Raw genomic sequence first — 17,610 nt, forward strand, 5'->3', positions numbered from 1 at the left:
CATAGCAACTCTTGCTTTATTTTCCTCTTTCCCCTATGTCGTATAGAGCCGCAAAATATGCAGGGAATACTAATGAAAAACTCTATTTATGGAGTTTTGCTGGTTTCCTCTTTTGCCTTATCCATTGCTACCGAACTTCTCGCAGACGCCGATACTGTCTCTCTTGCAACTGGATTCAACGGCTCCTCTAGTAAAACTTTCACTGTCAAACAATCAAGTAATGTTGATGGAACTACGTATAATCTCACAAACGCTGTTTCCTTTTTAAATATAAATGAGCTCAATCCAGCAAATACGAGCTGCTTCGCAAATACCGCAGGGAACCTGACTTTTAATGGAAACCATCGACTCCTGTATTTCGATGGCGTCAAATCAACGGCAAAGGGCGCTGCGATCAGCACGACTGCAGATGCGAAGACGCTCACACTATCGGGATTTTTGAATCTTATTTTTTATATGTGCCCTAAAGAAGAGGTCGGTAATGGAGCGATTTACTCAAATAGCTCTATATTACTAAAGAACAATAGCGAAGGAAGTTTTGGATACAATAAATCTGCGGGGAAAGGAAGTGTTATTTGTTGTGAGAAAAGCACTAGTGTTGGAGCCACCTCTCCGACATTAACCATGCAGAATAATGGGGATCTCACTTTCCTAGCAAATGCGTCTAAAGCTTCTGGCGGAGCAATTTATGCTGAAAAGCTGCTTTTATCCTCCAAAGGAGTTGTCTCGTTTCGTTCTAACGTTACTGAGGGCAAAGGAGGTGCTATCGCCATTGCTGCCAATGGGGAAATTAGCCTATCTGCAGATAGTGGAAATATCTTGTTTGAAAGAAATATCCTAGTTGAAAACAATGAGAATATTCGCAATGCCATTCATTTAGACAACAATGCGAAGTTTCTTCAGCTACGTGCTTCCGAAGGACGCTTTATCTATTTCTATGATCCCATTACATCTACAGGATCTGTAGCTGATGGGCTTACAATTAATGGTAATAACGGAGGCCCAGCTTATGAAGGCACCATTGTATTTTCTACAGGAGGGGACCATACCTATTCTTCTTCACCACTTTCTAAACTCACTACATTTTCCCAAGACCTTACCTTAGCTTCAGGATCTTTGATCTTAGCAGATGGTGTGACAATAAGAGCGAAATCGTTCGAACAAAATCGCAAATCTCTGCTTCTTATGAATCCGGGGACCCAGCTAGAGACAAGCGGAAACATTTCCATAAAGAACCTGCATCTAGATCTTAATAACATGGAAAACGATCCCGTAGTAATCACGACGACAACGGATGGTTCCAGTGTCGATGTTCATGGTTCTATTGTGATGCATACCGATAACGAGATATTTTATAATCAAACAGCTTTAGCTCAGGAGCTTTCTTTTGAACTTCTACATATTAATGCGCCACAATTAAACAACATTTCTCTTAGTGATATTCCCGAAGTCCCTCTTTCCACTCTGGAATCTCACCGTGGGTATCAAGGAACATGGAAAATTTCTTGGGCAGATCAAGATCCAGCTAACATTGGGGGTATCTCCGTTCGTTCCAATAAAAAAATGTCTCTAAATTGGAAACCTTCAGGATATATTCCTGTTATAGGAGGCACTGGAGAATTTACCACATCCTTGGTTCCTAATAGCTTATGGAACCTCTTTGTCGATACACGCTTTGCTCAACAAGCTATAGAGACAAACGCTATATCATCAAATAATGGCGTTTGGATTTCCTCCCTTACAAATTCTTTCCTGAAGGGATCTACCAACAACAACCACGGTTTTCGTCATAAGAGCTCGGGATATGTTGTGGGAGGAAAAACTGAAACTCTATATGATGACATATTTAGCGTAAGTTTTTGTCAGCTATTTGGAAGATCCAAAGATTTTGGATCAGCAAAATCTAAGGATAAGTTCTTTTCGGGGTCTTTCTATGCTCGTCATTCCCGATGTCTTCTTCCTATTATGAGATTCCTTGCAGGAACATCGCGATTTAGACCAAGATTTTTATTACAAATCCCCCGTGATTTTCCTATCAACTTGGATGCTCTCGTTAGTTATAGTTATAATAGAAATCACCTAAGAGCAAAGTATTCCGATCGCTCACAAACTACAGGCGCATGGAATACTTACGGCTACAGTGCGCAGATTGGCAGTTCCCTACCTTTTGCTTTGGACGTTTCTCATATCTTTTTCCAATCTATCTCTCCATTTATCAAGCTGCATTGGCTTTATGCTCATCAAGTCCAGTTCCAAGAACAAGGAATAAAACGACGTTCATTTAATAATAGTAATTTAAAAAATCTCTCCTTACCCATTGGTCTGAAAATCCAAGGACAATCACTACATCATTTTTCTTATGAACTCACTGGGATGTACATTGCTGATCTCTATCGCTGCAATCCTGAGAGTGTGACTTCATTAATCTCCGGAGGTTTGCTCCCCTGGGCAACAACAGCGACGAATCTTGGCAAACAAGCGGCTCTGTTGCAAGGATCGAGCAACCTCTCTCTCACCTCACACATCAATATCTTTGCTCAAGGCACAGTAGAATTCCGCCGTTCCTCCTATAGCTACAACATGGATTTTGGCAGCAAGGTGCATTTTTAACAGAGAGCATCCTGTCTGCAGACATGTACTCTAGTAAAATGCATCCCTTGATACCGAGATAATCTGCTTTTTTGCGTAGGCATAATTTACAAAGTTATGCCCACGCCCACAAGCAGCAACATTTTTTCCTATAACAAAACAGGGAATGTACTATGAAAAACTCTCTCTACGGGTTTTTAATCTTTTCTTCTTTTACTGCATCTATAGCGTTTCATAATTATGCAAACGCTGAAGACCTAGCTTCTTCGGCAAGCTTCGACGGTTCCACAGGGAATGGGCAATTTACTGCTAAGCAATCATCAGCTGGAGGGGGCACCACATATACTCTCACTGGGGATGTAAGCATTGCCCATGTCAAAACCATAAACCCGGCCAATACGAGCTGTTTTAAAAATACTACAGGGAATATCACATTCACAGGAGCTGACCATTCCTTATTGTTTGAGGACATCACTTCTACAGCTCAAGGAGCTGCTATCAGTACAAATACTGATGGGAAAACACTTACGATGTCAGGATTCAATGTCCTATCATTTATCTCTGCGCCCAATGCTGCTACGGGAAAAGCAGCTATTTATGGCATTGCATCGATAACTATCAAAGACAACAAGCAGTTAGTCTTTGATAAAAATAGTTCTACAGCAGCTGGCGGTGCTATTCACTGCGCGAAAACAGGGGCAACTGTAGCAACGCTAACCTTACAGAGCAACGAATCTATGACCTTTAGGGACAACTTCTCAGCGACTACGGGAGGCGCTATCCATGCAGAGAAGCTTATTCTTAAAACGGGAGGCACTACTATTTTTGAAAATAACCATGCCACACAAAAGGGCGGAGCTATTTCCATAGTTGGATCTGGCGAGATTAGCCTACTTGCAGAAGATGGAAATATTATTTTTAGAGGGAACACTATCACCGATGCTGGCAATAAGGTAAACAATGCGATTCATGTAGCAGCAAACGGTAAATTTTCAAAACTTGGAGCTAAAGAATCGCAGTCTATCCTATTTTATGATCCTGTTGTTGTTGAAGGTACATCTGCAGAGAATCTAGAAATCAATAAAACAGACGGAGGCACAAGCTATACGGGTTCGATCATCTTTTCAGGAAGGTATATCCCTAGTACTCAAGAAATAATGAAGCATGTTTCTAAATTTTCCCAACCTATTACCCTATCCGCAGGATCTTTAGTTTTAGAAAAAGGAGCCCATCTAGAGGCTAAATCTCTAACACAAACGGCTGGATCTAAAGTTATCTTAGATCAAACATCCAGTATAGAAACAAAAGAAAACCTAGATATTAAAGAGCTTTGGTTACGTCTTGAGGATTTCACCAACCCTACAGCCACAAAAATTTCTACAGCCGGCAATGCCCATACTGTTACGGTACAAGGACCTTTGGGAATCTTTGCTGATCATGAAACCTTCTATGCCAATCAATCTCTTGCTCACAATGTAGATCAAGAATTGCTAAAACTGGTAGATAAAGACATCACAAAAATCACGCTCGTTGATGTTCCTGAAGATGTGAGGAAAAACATGGATTCTCATCGTGGGTATCAAGGAAGCTGGACTGTAGATTGGAAAAGCGTTCCAGGATCTTCAGATGGAGGAGTTGAAACTCCAGGCACGAAAACAGCCTCTATTCATTGGAAACCTACGGGCTATATTCCTTTTGGAGGATCTCAAGAAATTACCACTCCCATTGTGCTTAACACTCTATGGGGAAATGCCTCAGACATGTGTAATTTAGAAAGAGTGGTAGGATCTTTAGCTGTAAACTCTATGTTCTCCGAAGGCTTTTGGGCTACAGGAATTAAAAGCTTCCTACGTTCTAACGGCCCGGCAACAAATTATGATTTCCAACATAGCAATGCGGGTTACGTCATTGGCATGAGTAAGATTTCACCTTTAGGGAAAGTCTTTTCCGCCGCATTTTCTCAGTTATTTGGTAAGGACTGTGATGGTGCCAATGGTCAGGTAAATCATCAAACACTTGCGGGATCCTTATATGCGCATCACGTAGGTTCATTACCTATGTTACGCTTCCTTTGTGGAGGATCTACAGACTGCCCTCCTGAACTTCAAGTAACTCCTTCTATCCCTGTTATTATTAATGCTCAGATAAGCTATAGCCATAGCCATAACCACATGACAATCAGCCATGAGGACAAAACGAAAACTACTGGATCCTGGTCCAATTACTCAGTAGCTTCGGAATTAGGATCAACATTCGAGTATACTTTGAACCGATGTCCCTCGCTATTAAGGCATGTATCTCCATTTATTAAGCTTCAGGGAGTGTACTCTGAGCTAAGGAAATTTACAGAACAAGGACTACGTTGTTGCATGTTCTCAAACACATATCTAGCCAACCTAGCCCTTCCTTTAGGGGTCAAGATTCACGGCGTATGCCCTAAAGAGCTATTCGCTTATGATCTCTCTGCTATGTATGTTTACGATGTATTCCGCATCAATCCTGAAAGCATGACGTTATTCTTAATAGGAGGCTTAACTCCGTGGTCAACACCAGCAACAAACCTCGACACTAAGGCTATAGTTGTTCAAGGCTCCGGAATATTTGCTGTACGACCTAATATTGAAATTTTCGCTGAAGGCAACTGTGAACTACGCTCCTCATCTCATAGTTACAACTATGATTTTGGCGCTAAAATACATTTTTAGATCTCCCTTACTCCCTGTTTCTTAGAAGTGGGGAGTTTTCCTTTTACATCTAAAGTCTCTATGACAATCTTGAAATTTTTTATTTTTTAGGTTATTGCGCGGAATATTCCCTCATAACCCAAGATCCTGTCATGAAACTCTCTTCTTGTGGATTCTTACTCACCTCTTCCTTGTTATCTACCTGTTTAATATTTGCTGATGCTGCCTCACCGACTCCTAAAGCAACAACAGATCTATCCACAGGATTTGACGGTTCATCACAAGAATTTACTTCTAAAACGTCTAACGATAGTAACGAAACGACTTACAACGTAACGGCTGATATTTCTTTTGAAAATATCTCGACTATTACTGCATCGCAACCGCCGCCACCACCACCACCGGCAGGAAATAAATCAGTTACCGAAGGCTGCTGCTTTAGTAACACCGCTGGGGACCTGATATTTACAGGAAATTCTCACTCTTTATCATTTAAAAATATTTCCCTAACCGGGAAAGGTGCGGCTATTAGCAATACCGCAGATACCAAAACTACTACGTTATCGGGGTTTAGCCATCTTACGTTTTCTAGTTCCCCATCCTCTACCGTTGCAACTGGTAAGGGAGCAATTTTTTGTCAGGGATCTTCGCTAAATATAAGTAACAACACTCTTGTTTCTTTTACGGATAACCATTCTACGGAAAATGGTGGGGCGATTGGTTATGAAACCACCCCAACACCGCCCACACCTCCACCTACACCTCCTTCAAGTCCTAACCCATCGCCACAGGCAACCCATCTATCCTCAGTTTCATCCGGCACTCCTGTACAAAGTGCGCAAGCGACTGTCACGTTCCAAGGAAATACAGAAGTCTTATTTTCAGGCAACTCCTCAGGAAAAAACGGTGGAGCTATTTATGCTCAAAATCTAGCCATAACCTCTAGCAGTGGTACAATCTTATTCACTAACAATACTGCCAAGGAAAAAGGTGGGGCTATTGCCATTGCTAATAGCGGAACCCTGAGTTTATCAGCTGAAGGCGGAAACATTATTTTTCAAGGAAATATAGCTAAAGATGGCTCCAACGCTATAGATCTAGGAACCTCAGCGAAAATTACGCAATTGCGTGCGACTCAAGGGAGTTCTATCTATTTCTATGATCCCATAACTGGAAACGGAGCTAATGTTACTGATAAGCTAGTTATCAACAACCCAGACACTATTTCTGGGGGGGGGGGTTCCTCTGGACCAGGAGGAGCTATAAGATCTTCAGCTGCCCAGCCCTCGCCTAAAACCTATACGGGTACCGTAGTTTTTTCAGGGAAAAATAATAATACTAAAGCATTAACTAACGTCACTAGCTTAACACAGCCCGTGGAACTCGCTGCAGGAACTCTTGTTTTAGAAGATGGTGCGTTATTCGATACTAAATCTTTCACCCAGAAAGATGATACCTCTAAAGTTTTACTAGAGCAAAACTCACAACTACAAGCCTCTGAAAATATAGATTTAAAAAATCTGTGGGTAGGTGTTTCAGACCCCACCACGAAAAGAGTTGCAGGAGTTAGCACTTCTGGATCGGGAAGTATCACGATTTCAGGCCCCATTACCCTAGCCCTTTCCGATCCCAAATTTTATGAAAATCCAGATCTTGCGAAGGATCTAAACCAAGAGTTCATAAAGATAGCCGCAGCTAAAGGGACAATTACTCTTAATAATCAGTCAGATCCTGTCCAACAAGATATTGGAGATCACTTAGGATACCAGGGTGTATGGAAACTCACCTGGGCAGATTCTCCATCAGGAAAAGAGAAAGTCGCTACATTAGATTGGAAGCCGCAAGGTTATATTCCTCCTAGTGGGGATACACACAGCCAAACCTCTTTAGTTCCTAACAGTCTATGGGTCATGGCCTTTGATGTTGCCGCTATTCAACGTCTTATCGAAGAAGAAGCAAAATCTGCAACAGGAGGAGATATCTGGGGAGCAGGATTGTCGAATTTCTTACAAGGAAAGAAAACAGATAAAAATCGTAAGTTCCGTAATATAAGCTCTGGCTATGCTGCAGGCATAAGCTCAAAGTCTCTGCATGATTTTAAATTCAGCTTTAGTTTTAGCCAACTATTTGGCAGAGCTAAAGATTACGCGGGTGCAAGGATTCATGAAAAAATCCTTTCAGGATCCCTCTATGCGCAATACGATACAAAACTCTTACCTATTTTAAAATTCCTTTCTGGAACTTCTGTTTTCAGGCCTAGTTTTTTAACGCAAGTCTCTGAAGATTTCCCCATAAGTTTCCAAGCACAATTCGGGTATTTTTATGGAGACAACACCATGAAAATAAAATACCCTGATACAACGCAAGCAAATAGCTCTTGGGAAAATCATTGCTGTTCTGGAGATATAGGAGCCTCGATAACCATCCCCATGCAAAGCAAGGACGGTCTGATCCAAAAGGCTTCACCATTTGCAAAATTGCAAAGTATCTATGTATATCAAAAAGGATTCCAAGAAAAAGGACTAAGACGAAGAGCCTTTGATCACACATATTTAATAAACATTTCTATCCCTCTAGGATTTAAAGTTCATGGAGAATCTTCATCTAAAGATCTTTATTATGAAGTTTCTGCAGCCTATGTAGGCGATGTTTACCGTCACAATCCTCAAAATACGACAACCCCGATAGTTGCAGGTGTTGTTGCCACCCCGTGGCTAACAACAGCGACATATCTACAAAGACATGCGGCAAGATTCCAAGGTTCGGGAAGCTACGCTTTAACCTCTTACATCCATCTTTTTGCTCAAGGAAGTGTTGAGCTACGTAAATTAGCAAGCAGCTATCACGCTAACGCTGGCAGTTCTATTCACTTCTAAATGTTTTCCCTGCTCTGTATGAGCAGGGAAAGTATTTCATTAAAATTTACAAAAACAGCTTTTATCTAATCCGCTAGATAAGAATATCTTAGAAAAAACCTCGTTTTATTGATCTTGATTAATTTCAAACATTTTTCTATGAATTAAAAGGCTTTTCTTCTCTTCCCCTTTCCAAAGCACAAAATATTCTAAACATACACGTTTGAAATATCATATGACGCAAAGACCTAATCTATGGATTTTTTGCTGCTGTGCTATGTCCTGGTTCTATTTTTCCTCGGCATATTCTGCTGTGTTAAAAACTCTAGACTCTACGGATAATTTTAACGGCATAAATAACGCAGCCTTTACAGTTAAAGCTTCGGACAATGCTGAAGGAACCACCTACATTTTATCCGACGACATTTTTATTCAAAATGTTTCCGCGACAAACCCTGCGAATACCAGTTGTTTTAAAAACACCAAAGGCGATCTGTTCTTTAACGGAAATAACCGAAGTTTGATTTTTGATAAGATCCACATGGAAACTGAGGGGAAAATCGTGTTCAATGCTGCAGAAAGCTTTTTCACGATGTCGTGTTTTTCCCAACTCAAGTTTTTAGAACCTACGAGTTCCCGAAAAGGGAAAAGTGTCCTTCTCTCTAAAGGATCTCTCATGTTTAGATGCAATGATGAGCTCACCTTCGAAGGATGTTACTCAGCGAATAAAGGAGGGGCTATCTTCTGTGTCCCTGATCCAGGATCACGCCGATCTTCTCTAACATTTTTCCGCAATCGCAAGATCACCTTCTCCAATAATCTGTCTATAAATAGAGGCGGAGCTATCTATGCTAAGGAGATGCGTCTAACTGCTATGGGCCCGACCCTATTTATCAACAACACGGCTTCTGGAGGAGTCAATGCTCGACCTGGTGGTGGCGCCATTGCTATTGCTCCTGACGGAGAACTCTCTCTATTTGCAGAAGAAGGAGATATCACCTTTGCCGGAAATACTACAGTGAGAGGTGGTCATGTCGAAAAAAATGCTATTCACCTCGAACAAGATGCCTTCATAAGCTACATAGGTGCTAGAAAGGGAAGAATTGTTAAGTTCTATGATGCGATCACTGCAACATCTCCCTCAACAGTTCCTTTACTTATCAATCAAATCACTGACGGAGGTATATATCAAGGGACAGTTTTATTCTCATCAACGGATTGTATTAGCTCCTGTTCTTCCCTAAAGTCCACCAATATGTCTAGAATTCTTCAAGACATCATATTAGTCGGAGGAACTCTAGATTTAAATTCGGGAGCGATTCTTTCCGCTTTAAATTTTATCCAACGTCCTGATACCACATTTGTTCTAGATCAAAGCACCATGTTAAGAATTCAGGAAAATGCGGAATTCTTAAATATCACGGTACCAGTAAAACTGAAGCTCTTAGATATTCGACCCAAACATTGGAAAATCAAATTTCAAACGTTAGCATCTCGCGAACCTGGTCAACTTTTACTTTTATCAAGAGATAAAAAACTTGCACTATTGGGTTCTATAAATGTCGATTTCCAAGATGAAGATTTTTATGAAAATCTAGAATTAGCAAAATCTGTAAAAATCCCCCTAATTAAAATCGAATCTCGAGAGTTAACTGACGTAAACGTAGAACTAGAGCATCTCAATGTGCCCTCATCACCTTATGGCTACCAAGGATCTTGGCATCTTGAATGGCAGGACACCCCGCCTCAGCAGATAAGCTCAAGATCAACAATAGATGCTCAAAAAATTGCTCAGCTGGTATGGACACCTTCGCATTACCGTCCTCATCTTATTGATTCTCAAGGGAACTCTCTAGTTCCTAATAGCCTGTGGAATGCTTTTGTGAACCTTCGAGGAATCCACGATCTTATGGATACGGTTTCTGATGGCAGCCTATACCGCAACGGCCTATGGGTTTCAGAAATTTCCAGATACTTTCATAAGGACAATCATAAGGATGATCGAGGATTCCGCCATACTAGCGGAGGCTATGCCTTAGGATTATCACAACAAACCCCCTCCACAAATATCTTTAACTTAGGTTTCTTTCAAATGTTTGGGGTTTCTAAGGATGCCTCCCTAGCGAAAAATCACGAAGCAATCCTTGCAGGATCTGTATATATTCAACATAGTACACCGATAAAACCTTTGATAAACTGGTCTTTAGGGAACCTATTTTTTCATACAGATCTCCCTTCTAAAGTTTCTGCGGATCTCCCGCTAATTTTAAATCTGCAAGCTACATATAGCCATAGTAAAAACAAACTGACAGTAGCTCGACAATCTTCAGAAATTACTCATGGGTATTGGAATACCCATTGTGTGGGAGCTGAATTAGGATCTTCTTTATCCTTTGATTTCTACGAAGAACATAATATCTTTCATCAAATCCTTCCTTTTATGAATCTTCAAGGCGTCTATGCCTACCAACGAAAATTCCAAGAAGAGGGAGAGAAAAGACATGACATCAGCAGCAGTCAATTAGGGAATCTTTCTCTACCTATCGGAGTACGTTTAGAAGGACATGCTTCTCAATGGCCCGTGTTCTATTCAACATCTGTAGCCTTTATTGCCGACGTATTTCGCAAAAATCCCTGTTCTATCATCACTGCTACTTACGATCCCTTCGCCCTATGGACAACCTCAGGAACAAATCTCTCAAGACAAGCTCTATCGGCACAAGTATCTATGCACTGCGCTATTTTAGATAACATCACTCTATTTTCAAAATTCTGCACAGAACTACGCAAATCCTCGCAATACTATTCAGGAGATATCGGCGGTCAGTTCCTCTTCTAATGTTTCCTTAGAAAATTCCCTCTTCAGAAATTCAGAAAAATTTTTTCTACAGATTTTTCTGAATTTCCCCTATAGAAAGCGTATGAGCCTTCTAGAAGATCTTCTCTATTCCTCGGGTACAGATCCGCAAAACTCTCAGCAAGAGTCCTTTTACGACACTGCTTCCCTATCTAGTTGATATTTTAATTTCTTTTATTTATTAGCCAAATCAATCTTGTTTCATCCTCTTGAGCAAATGAAAGCGTCTTTTCGTAAGTTTCTAATTTCTACAACGCTAGCCATTCCTTGTTCATTCCAAGCCTTTTCTTTGGAAATCATAGTTCCCAATGGGACATATGATGGCAATCTTAAACAAATATTCCCCTATACAAGCATATCAAATCCCGAAGGAACAACGGCGATATTGTCAGGAAACCTATCTCTTTTAAATCTTGACAATTCGATGATGGCGACACCCTCAAGTTGCTTTTCGAACACCATTGGCCCCATGACAATTGTGGGGAAAAACCACAATATTACATTTACAAATCTTCGCACATCGGCAAACGGTACTGCTCTCAGCTCAACTCCCTCAGCAAATGCTGATACGAGCCCCTATACTATCACGGGGGTAAATACCCTATCCTTCGTTAACTGCGCAGCCCTAACAGCTCGCATCATTACCCCAGCTTCAACAGTTTCCCCAAAAGGTGGAGCTTTATACACCTCGTGCCCCTTATTCTTAAAAGATATTCAAAACCTGGATTTTAAGAACAATAGCGCTGCGGATAATGGGGGGGCTTTATGGGCAAAAGAAGCTGATATTAGCAATATTAAAAAATCGATGCAATTTCTTAGCAACGTCGGAGCCAACGGCGGAGCTATCGGCTCATCTACAAGTGTGAGCGTTACGCAATGTCCTACAGTTCTCTTCAGATCGAATTCTGCTGAGAAACTTGGAGGTGCTATCCACACGGAAGATACAGCAACAACTAACCAGAAAAATGCTAACGTTAGCTTTGCAGGAAACGGCTCTGTACAATTTGATGCCAACAATGCTAAATCCGGTGGGGCCATTTATTCCAAGGGGAATATCAACTTCTCCAACAATACACAATTGCTCATACAGAATAACTCTGCTTCCCCTGAAGTTGCTCCTAATAATGAGGTCTTAGGACAAGGTGGAGCCATTTATTGCACAAAGCAAAATACTACCCCTCCTGATTTCACAGGACTAACCATCACAAAGCAAAACGATATCCTCTTCGCGAATAACTTCGCTGCAACTTCCGGCGGGGCTATTTATGGAGAGAAAGTCAGCATTACCTCCTGCGGGAAAACAGTATTTACAAACAACATTGCCAAGGATGGCGGTGCTATCTATATTCCTGCTAGCGGGGATCTCACGTTAGCCGCCGATTATGGCGATATGATTTTCTATGAAAATTTCAAAAAAGATGGTTCTACCACTACAAGAAACGCCATTACCCTAGAAAAGGGAGCAAAAATCAATCTGTTAGCAGCTTCTGGAGATCATAAACTCTGTTTTTATGATCCTATTGTGACTAATCTTCCCGGTACAGCTCCTAATAACAATCAATTAACTATTAACCAAGATAGAACAGCCAATACGCCCTTTACTAATTACATTGGAACAGTTCTTTTTTCTGGAGCTCAGGTAGATAGCCAAAGCGCTGCACAGCCTACCAACTTCGAATCAACGATTTATCAAAACGTTGTTCTTGGCGGCGGAAAACTTGTTTTAGCAGATAAAGCAAGCTTATCTACTGTTTCCTTTTCTCAAGAAGCAGACTCTATCCTCTTAATGGATAACGGAACCACCCTAGCAATTACAGAACATTCCCATCAAACAAACGGTGGTAACCCCTCTTCTCAAGCTAATGCTACCGGAACTATTTCTATAAAAGATCTTCATATTAATGCGAGTTCGCTTACACAAACCGGCGAGGGAGCTAAAATAGAAGCAAAAAACGCGACGGGAACTATTACTTTAGAAGGATATGTATCTCTAGATGATATCTCCGGAACAACTTACGAGAATCACGCTCTGTTTAATCAAAACTCCGTCTCTTTTAACGCTCTAACTCTATCTACAAAAGAGGCCAGCAAAATAACCACCACAAGCCTCCAGATGACCCCTAGAGGCGATACAGAGCCGAAATATGGTTATCAGGGTTCTTGGCAATTTGCTTGGGAAGACTCCGCTGATCAGAAAAAGAAAATCCTAAAGGCCACCTGGACAAAGACGGGATTCATCCCCAGCCCAGAACGTGAAGCTTCTTTAGTTCCTAATAGTTTATGGGGAGCTTTCATAGATCTACGCTCTATGAATTCCCTGGCCACAGCAAGCTGTGATGGCTTTGGCTATGGCAAGGGATTATGGATCGCTGGTCTCTCCAATGTTTTCCACCATGATCGCAACGACGTATCTCATGGTTTCCGTCGTATTAGCGGTGGTTATGTTATCGGAGCAAATTCTCAAACAATTTCTGGCTCTGTATTTGGAGTGGCTTTTTCTCAACTATTCGGAAAATCTAAAGACTACGTAGTCTCTACGACAAAATCACAGGCTGTAGTAGGAAGTGCTTACTTATCGATCAAGCACCCCTTAAGCAATACGATCTTCACTTCGTTTTCAGCAAGAATAAACTACAGCTATACGCATGAAGATATGAAAACACGCTACACCTTCATCCCTGAAGAAGATGGCAATTGGAATAACAATTGCTGGCTAGGAGAAGTTGGCGGAAGCTTACCTATTATTTTACCAACGACTAAATTACATCTAAATCAGTTCGTCCCTTTTGTGAATATTCAGATGGGTTATGCTGAGCACGGCTCCTTTAGAGAAAAACTCACAGAAGCAAGATCTTTCTGCTCCTCTCGTTTGATTAACCTCGCCATTCCTTGCGGTCTTAAAATTGATAGGCGTTCTCACTCCCATCCGGATTTTTACAGCCTAGCGATAGCGTATATTCCTGATGTATGGCGAAGAAATCCCGGATGCAATACCTTGCTACTTGCAAACGGATTTACTTGGAAAACACCAGCGACAAACCTAGATAGACAGGGTCTGCTTATACAAGGATCTACCCATACTGCAGTGAACAACCATATAGAAATTTTTAGCCATGGTAGTGCGGAGCTACGCAAATCCTCACGCAACTACAATATAAACGTAGGAAGTAAATTTCGATTCTAAATATTATTAACGATAGGGTTGAGGCATGCCTCTTTCTTTAAGGTCTTCTTCTTTTTGTTTTTTGGCTTGCTTATGCAGCTCGGGGTGGGTTTCTGCCCAAACCATAAATCAAGCTAAGCTTACGCCTCCTTTGTATGACATAGGAGAAGCTTTCCACCTTACTTCGAATTGTTTCATTGAAGATACCTACGGAGCTAAGTTCCCCTCATCTTTCTTAGGATCAAGCACGAACTTCACTATATTTGGGAAAAAGCGCTCCTTAACATTTTCGCAATGTCATGCCCCAGTACAAAATAATGCCTCATTAATCTCAGCAACAGAAACTCTAACATTAACAAACCTTGCCAAGCTTGTTCTTAATGAAAACGTCTCTACAGGACAAAGTGGACTTATCTCAGGGAAAAACATCTCCCTTACCTCTTCAAGGTCTATCGTAGTTACCAATAACAGAACTCCTTATTCTCCTGTGGTAACTACAGTCACAACTCCTAACAACTCAACTACGGTAAACTGTTTCTTTGGTTCTGCGATTCACACAGCAACAAGCTTAGATATTAACAAGATTCGCAAGCAGATTACCTTTGATAGTAACTCTGGGAACTTCGGAGCCGCTCTTCTTAATGACACAGCAGCGACATGTTCTATTCAGAATAACTCCGCTACCATTTCCTTCTCTCAAAATTTTGCGGCATGCGGTGGTGGAGCAATTTATGACGGGACAATCTCTATTAAGAATAACTCAGGACCTATTACTCTATCAGGAAATACCGCAGCAAATGGATTGTTAACTACAACTCCTGACCCTGCGAAAGTTATTGGAGCAGGTTGTGGAGGAGCAATTTGCGCACCAACAAAGTCTGTGACATTTGCTAACAATACAGGTATTTGCAATATCAATTATAACCTTGCTGAAAAAGATGGCGGGGCTATCTACGCAACAATATGCGACTTTTCCACGAGATCTCCTGTATATCTGAGTAAAAACTCTGCTAAAGAAAACGGTGGGGCAATTTGCGCCAAGGTCCTTACGGTAAATGCCAACGGTCCTATGATGTTCTTCAATAACAGAGCTCAAAAAGGTGGAGCTATTTATGTAGGTTCAACTGTTGGTGATTCTACAAATCCTGCTACATCTACGTTAAGCTTAACGTCAGCTAACGGAGATATGATCTTTCTAGGAAATACGATCGACAATCGCCCAGGGATACGTAATTCTATCTGTGTTGAGGGAGACGGTAAAATTACTTCTCTTAATGCTATAGGAACATCGAGTCTGATCTTTCATGATCCTATTGCAAATAAAGGACCAGCTACTACAAATCCAGCAACTTTAGATACAATCAATATCAATACTCCAGGGTGTTCGGGATCCGTAAAATTCTCTGCAGAAACTCTGACTATATCGGAAAAATTAAATCCCGAAAACGCTACGTCTGTGTTGTTTGGTAAAGTTGTGATTGGAGATGGTCAGCTTATTGTAACAAATAACGCGACTTTAAATGTCCTTGGATTAACAGCAGAAACAGGACGTCTAACTTTAGGTTCTGGAGCTAAAATTGGTTTGGCAACAGTCACTGGGAATCAACCTACTCAAGAAAACTTTGTCATTAAAAACCTTGGCTTTGACGCTCAATCCTACCTAACTCCTAGTTATGCTGCAGCAAATGTCACCACCACTAATAGCAAAACAATTACTTTAGAGGGTTCTTTAAATCTTGCTTCCGAAGATGATGCTGAGCTTTATGACAATCCCCTATTGCATAGCTCATTGTCATTCCCTGTGGCAACCTTTGTAAGTAATAACAATGATCCAACAAAAAATAACTTTTCAGTAGGGGATCTCAGCATACCTGAGCACTACGGCTATCAAGGTCTCTGGTCATCGTCCTGGACACCACCACCATTAGCTCCTACACCTGATGGCGGCATCCCTACAGGAACCAACAACCGTACTCTTTATGTCTTGTGGAAACCAGATCCTGCTTACCAAGCGCCGTATGTTTTAGATCCCGAACGTCGTGGAGAACTTGTCTCCAACACACTATGGACCTCCTTCTTAGCGACACAAACCTTCTCTGAAGCTTTACAAGAGTCCCTACTGTGTGAGGAAGAGGGAGTTCTTGTTTCTGCAAAAGCTATAGGAAGCTATATCCGTCATCCTTCACGAAACATGCATGAAGGCTTCAAGGGAAGATATGGAGGTTACCAAGCCTCTATTGGCGTCCATTATCCTGACGATGCTTCCCTAGGATTAGCTTTCGGTCAACTTTACGGCCAGGTAAAGAGCTCTCCTTATGATGCACAAAGCACAGAACGTATCAATGTAGTGTCTTTCTTTGGAAAATTCCCCGTAGCCACAGAAAAAACACTAACAAATGTTTCCTGGGAAGCCTCATATGGTTACACAGTCAACCTTATGAAAACAAATTACCAAAATCCCAAAACACAACACACACGAAATTCTAAAGGACGCTGGCATAATAACACCTACTATGCTTTGGTATCTGTAGAGCATCCGTTCTTAACTTGGTGCCAACTCACACGTCAATTTGCTCGTGACTTGGATCTTTCAGGATTTATCTCTGCCGAGTTTATGGGTGGCTGGCAAAATGCTTTCGCAGAAACGGGAGCCCTAGTACGAAGTTTCTCCAGAGGTCGCGGACACAACATCTCCCTACCTATAGGACTGACCTCAGATTGGCAAACACCATTTAAAAAAGCTCCTTCCACGCTCACATTGAAGATAGCTTATAAACCTGATGTTTATCGGGTAACTCCTCATAATGTAGTCACTATCCTTGCCAACGGTGAACGCATTCCTATAAAAGGAGCACAACTTGCCAGAAACGGATTTTTCCTACAGCTGCACGACAGTGTGAAACTATCCGAATATGCCACAGGATTCTTAGATTACGTCCTTGATACCAAAAAATCCTATGCAAGCCATCGTGTAATCACAGGATTGCAAGGAAAATTCTAAAACCCTTTACCGAGAGAAATTTTCTTTGCCCTAGGGGAATTTCTCTCTTTTTTCTCGTCTTATCTATCCCCACACAACAAGCATGTTTTTCTTAGATCTTTCTGTAAAAGCTCGTATTTTCAAAAGGTCCTAGACAAAACACCCCAAAAATCTTTATCGATCACACCATCAAATTCTTGTAATCCAAAAGCAACAATCTCGCTAAAATCCTAGACATTCATAATCCATGAAAAATGGCTTGAGAATCTATTGTGAATAAAAAACAATAACTTCTAACAACACAGTAATCTAGTTAAAAAATTACAATAAAAGAATCCATTTAGAAGAAACAAAATATAATCTATATATTCCCAAAATGTTTGATTCTTTGTAGATTATTTAGAGAAAATCCCCAGACTCAACTATATGACGACTCTACACACTACGGGGATTATGTTTGTAATCTACATAAGCCCCGAGAA

The 17,610-nt window shown here is 41.1% G+C and carries 6 protein-coding genes; all 6 read left to right on the top strand.

All coding sequences use genetic code 11. The annotated features are described in order from the left end of the window. Positions 1-72 precede the first annotated feature (72 nt). Entirely contained in the window at positions 73-2,610 is a 2,538-nt protein-coding gene (locus CF_RS03640) for an autotransporter domain-containing protein (protein ID WP_173023627.1), read from the top strand. A 152-nt stretch (positions 2,611-2,762) separates the two neighbouring features. Further along, the gene (locus CF_RS03645; RefSeq protein ID WP_011458277.1) at positions 2,763-5,294 is read left to right on the top strand and encodes a polymorphic outer membrane protein middle domain-containing protein; all 2,532 of its coding nucleotides are present in this window, start codon (positions 2,763-2,765) and stop codon (positions 5,292-5,294) included. 131 nt (positions 5,295-5,425) lie between these two features. Continuing rightward, on the top strand, positions 5,426-8,149 hold the full coding sequence (locus CF_RS03650) for a polymorphic outer membrane protein middle domain-containing protein (protein ID WP_011458278.1): 2,724 nt from the start codon (positions 5,426-5,428) through the stop codon (positions 8,147-8,149). Positions 8,150-8,363: 214 nt separating this feature from the next. After that, a complete protein-coding gene (locus CF_RS03655; protein ID WP_011458279.1) occupies positions 8,364-10,967 on the top strand; it encodes a polymorphic outer membrane protein middle domain-containing protein in 2,604 nt (867 codons plus the stop codon). Positions 10,968-11,202: 235 nt separating this feature from the next. Further along, positions 11,203-14,169 (top strand): polymorphic outer membrane protein middle domain-containing protein, encoded by a 2,967-nt coding sequence (locus CF_RS03660; protein WP_011458280.1) that lies wholly within the window; start codon positions 11,203-11,205, stop codon positions 14,167-14,169. A gap of 25 nt (positions 14,170-14,194) precedes the next feature. After that, positions 14,195-17,149 carry a polymorphic outer membrane protein middle domain-containing protein gene (locus CF_RS03665; RefSeq protein ID WP_011458281.1) on the top strand — a complete coding sequence of 985 codons (2,955 nt, stop codon included), beginning with the start codon at positions 14,195-14,197 and terminating at the stop codon, positions 17,147-17,149. The last annotated feature ends 461 nt before the right edge of the window (positions 17,150-17,610 follow it).

This window comes from Chlamydia felis Fe/C-56 (assembly GCF_000009945.1).
Lineage (GTDB): Bacteria > Chlamydiota > Chlamydiia > Chlamydiales > Chlamydiaceae > Chlamydia > Chlamydia felis.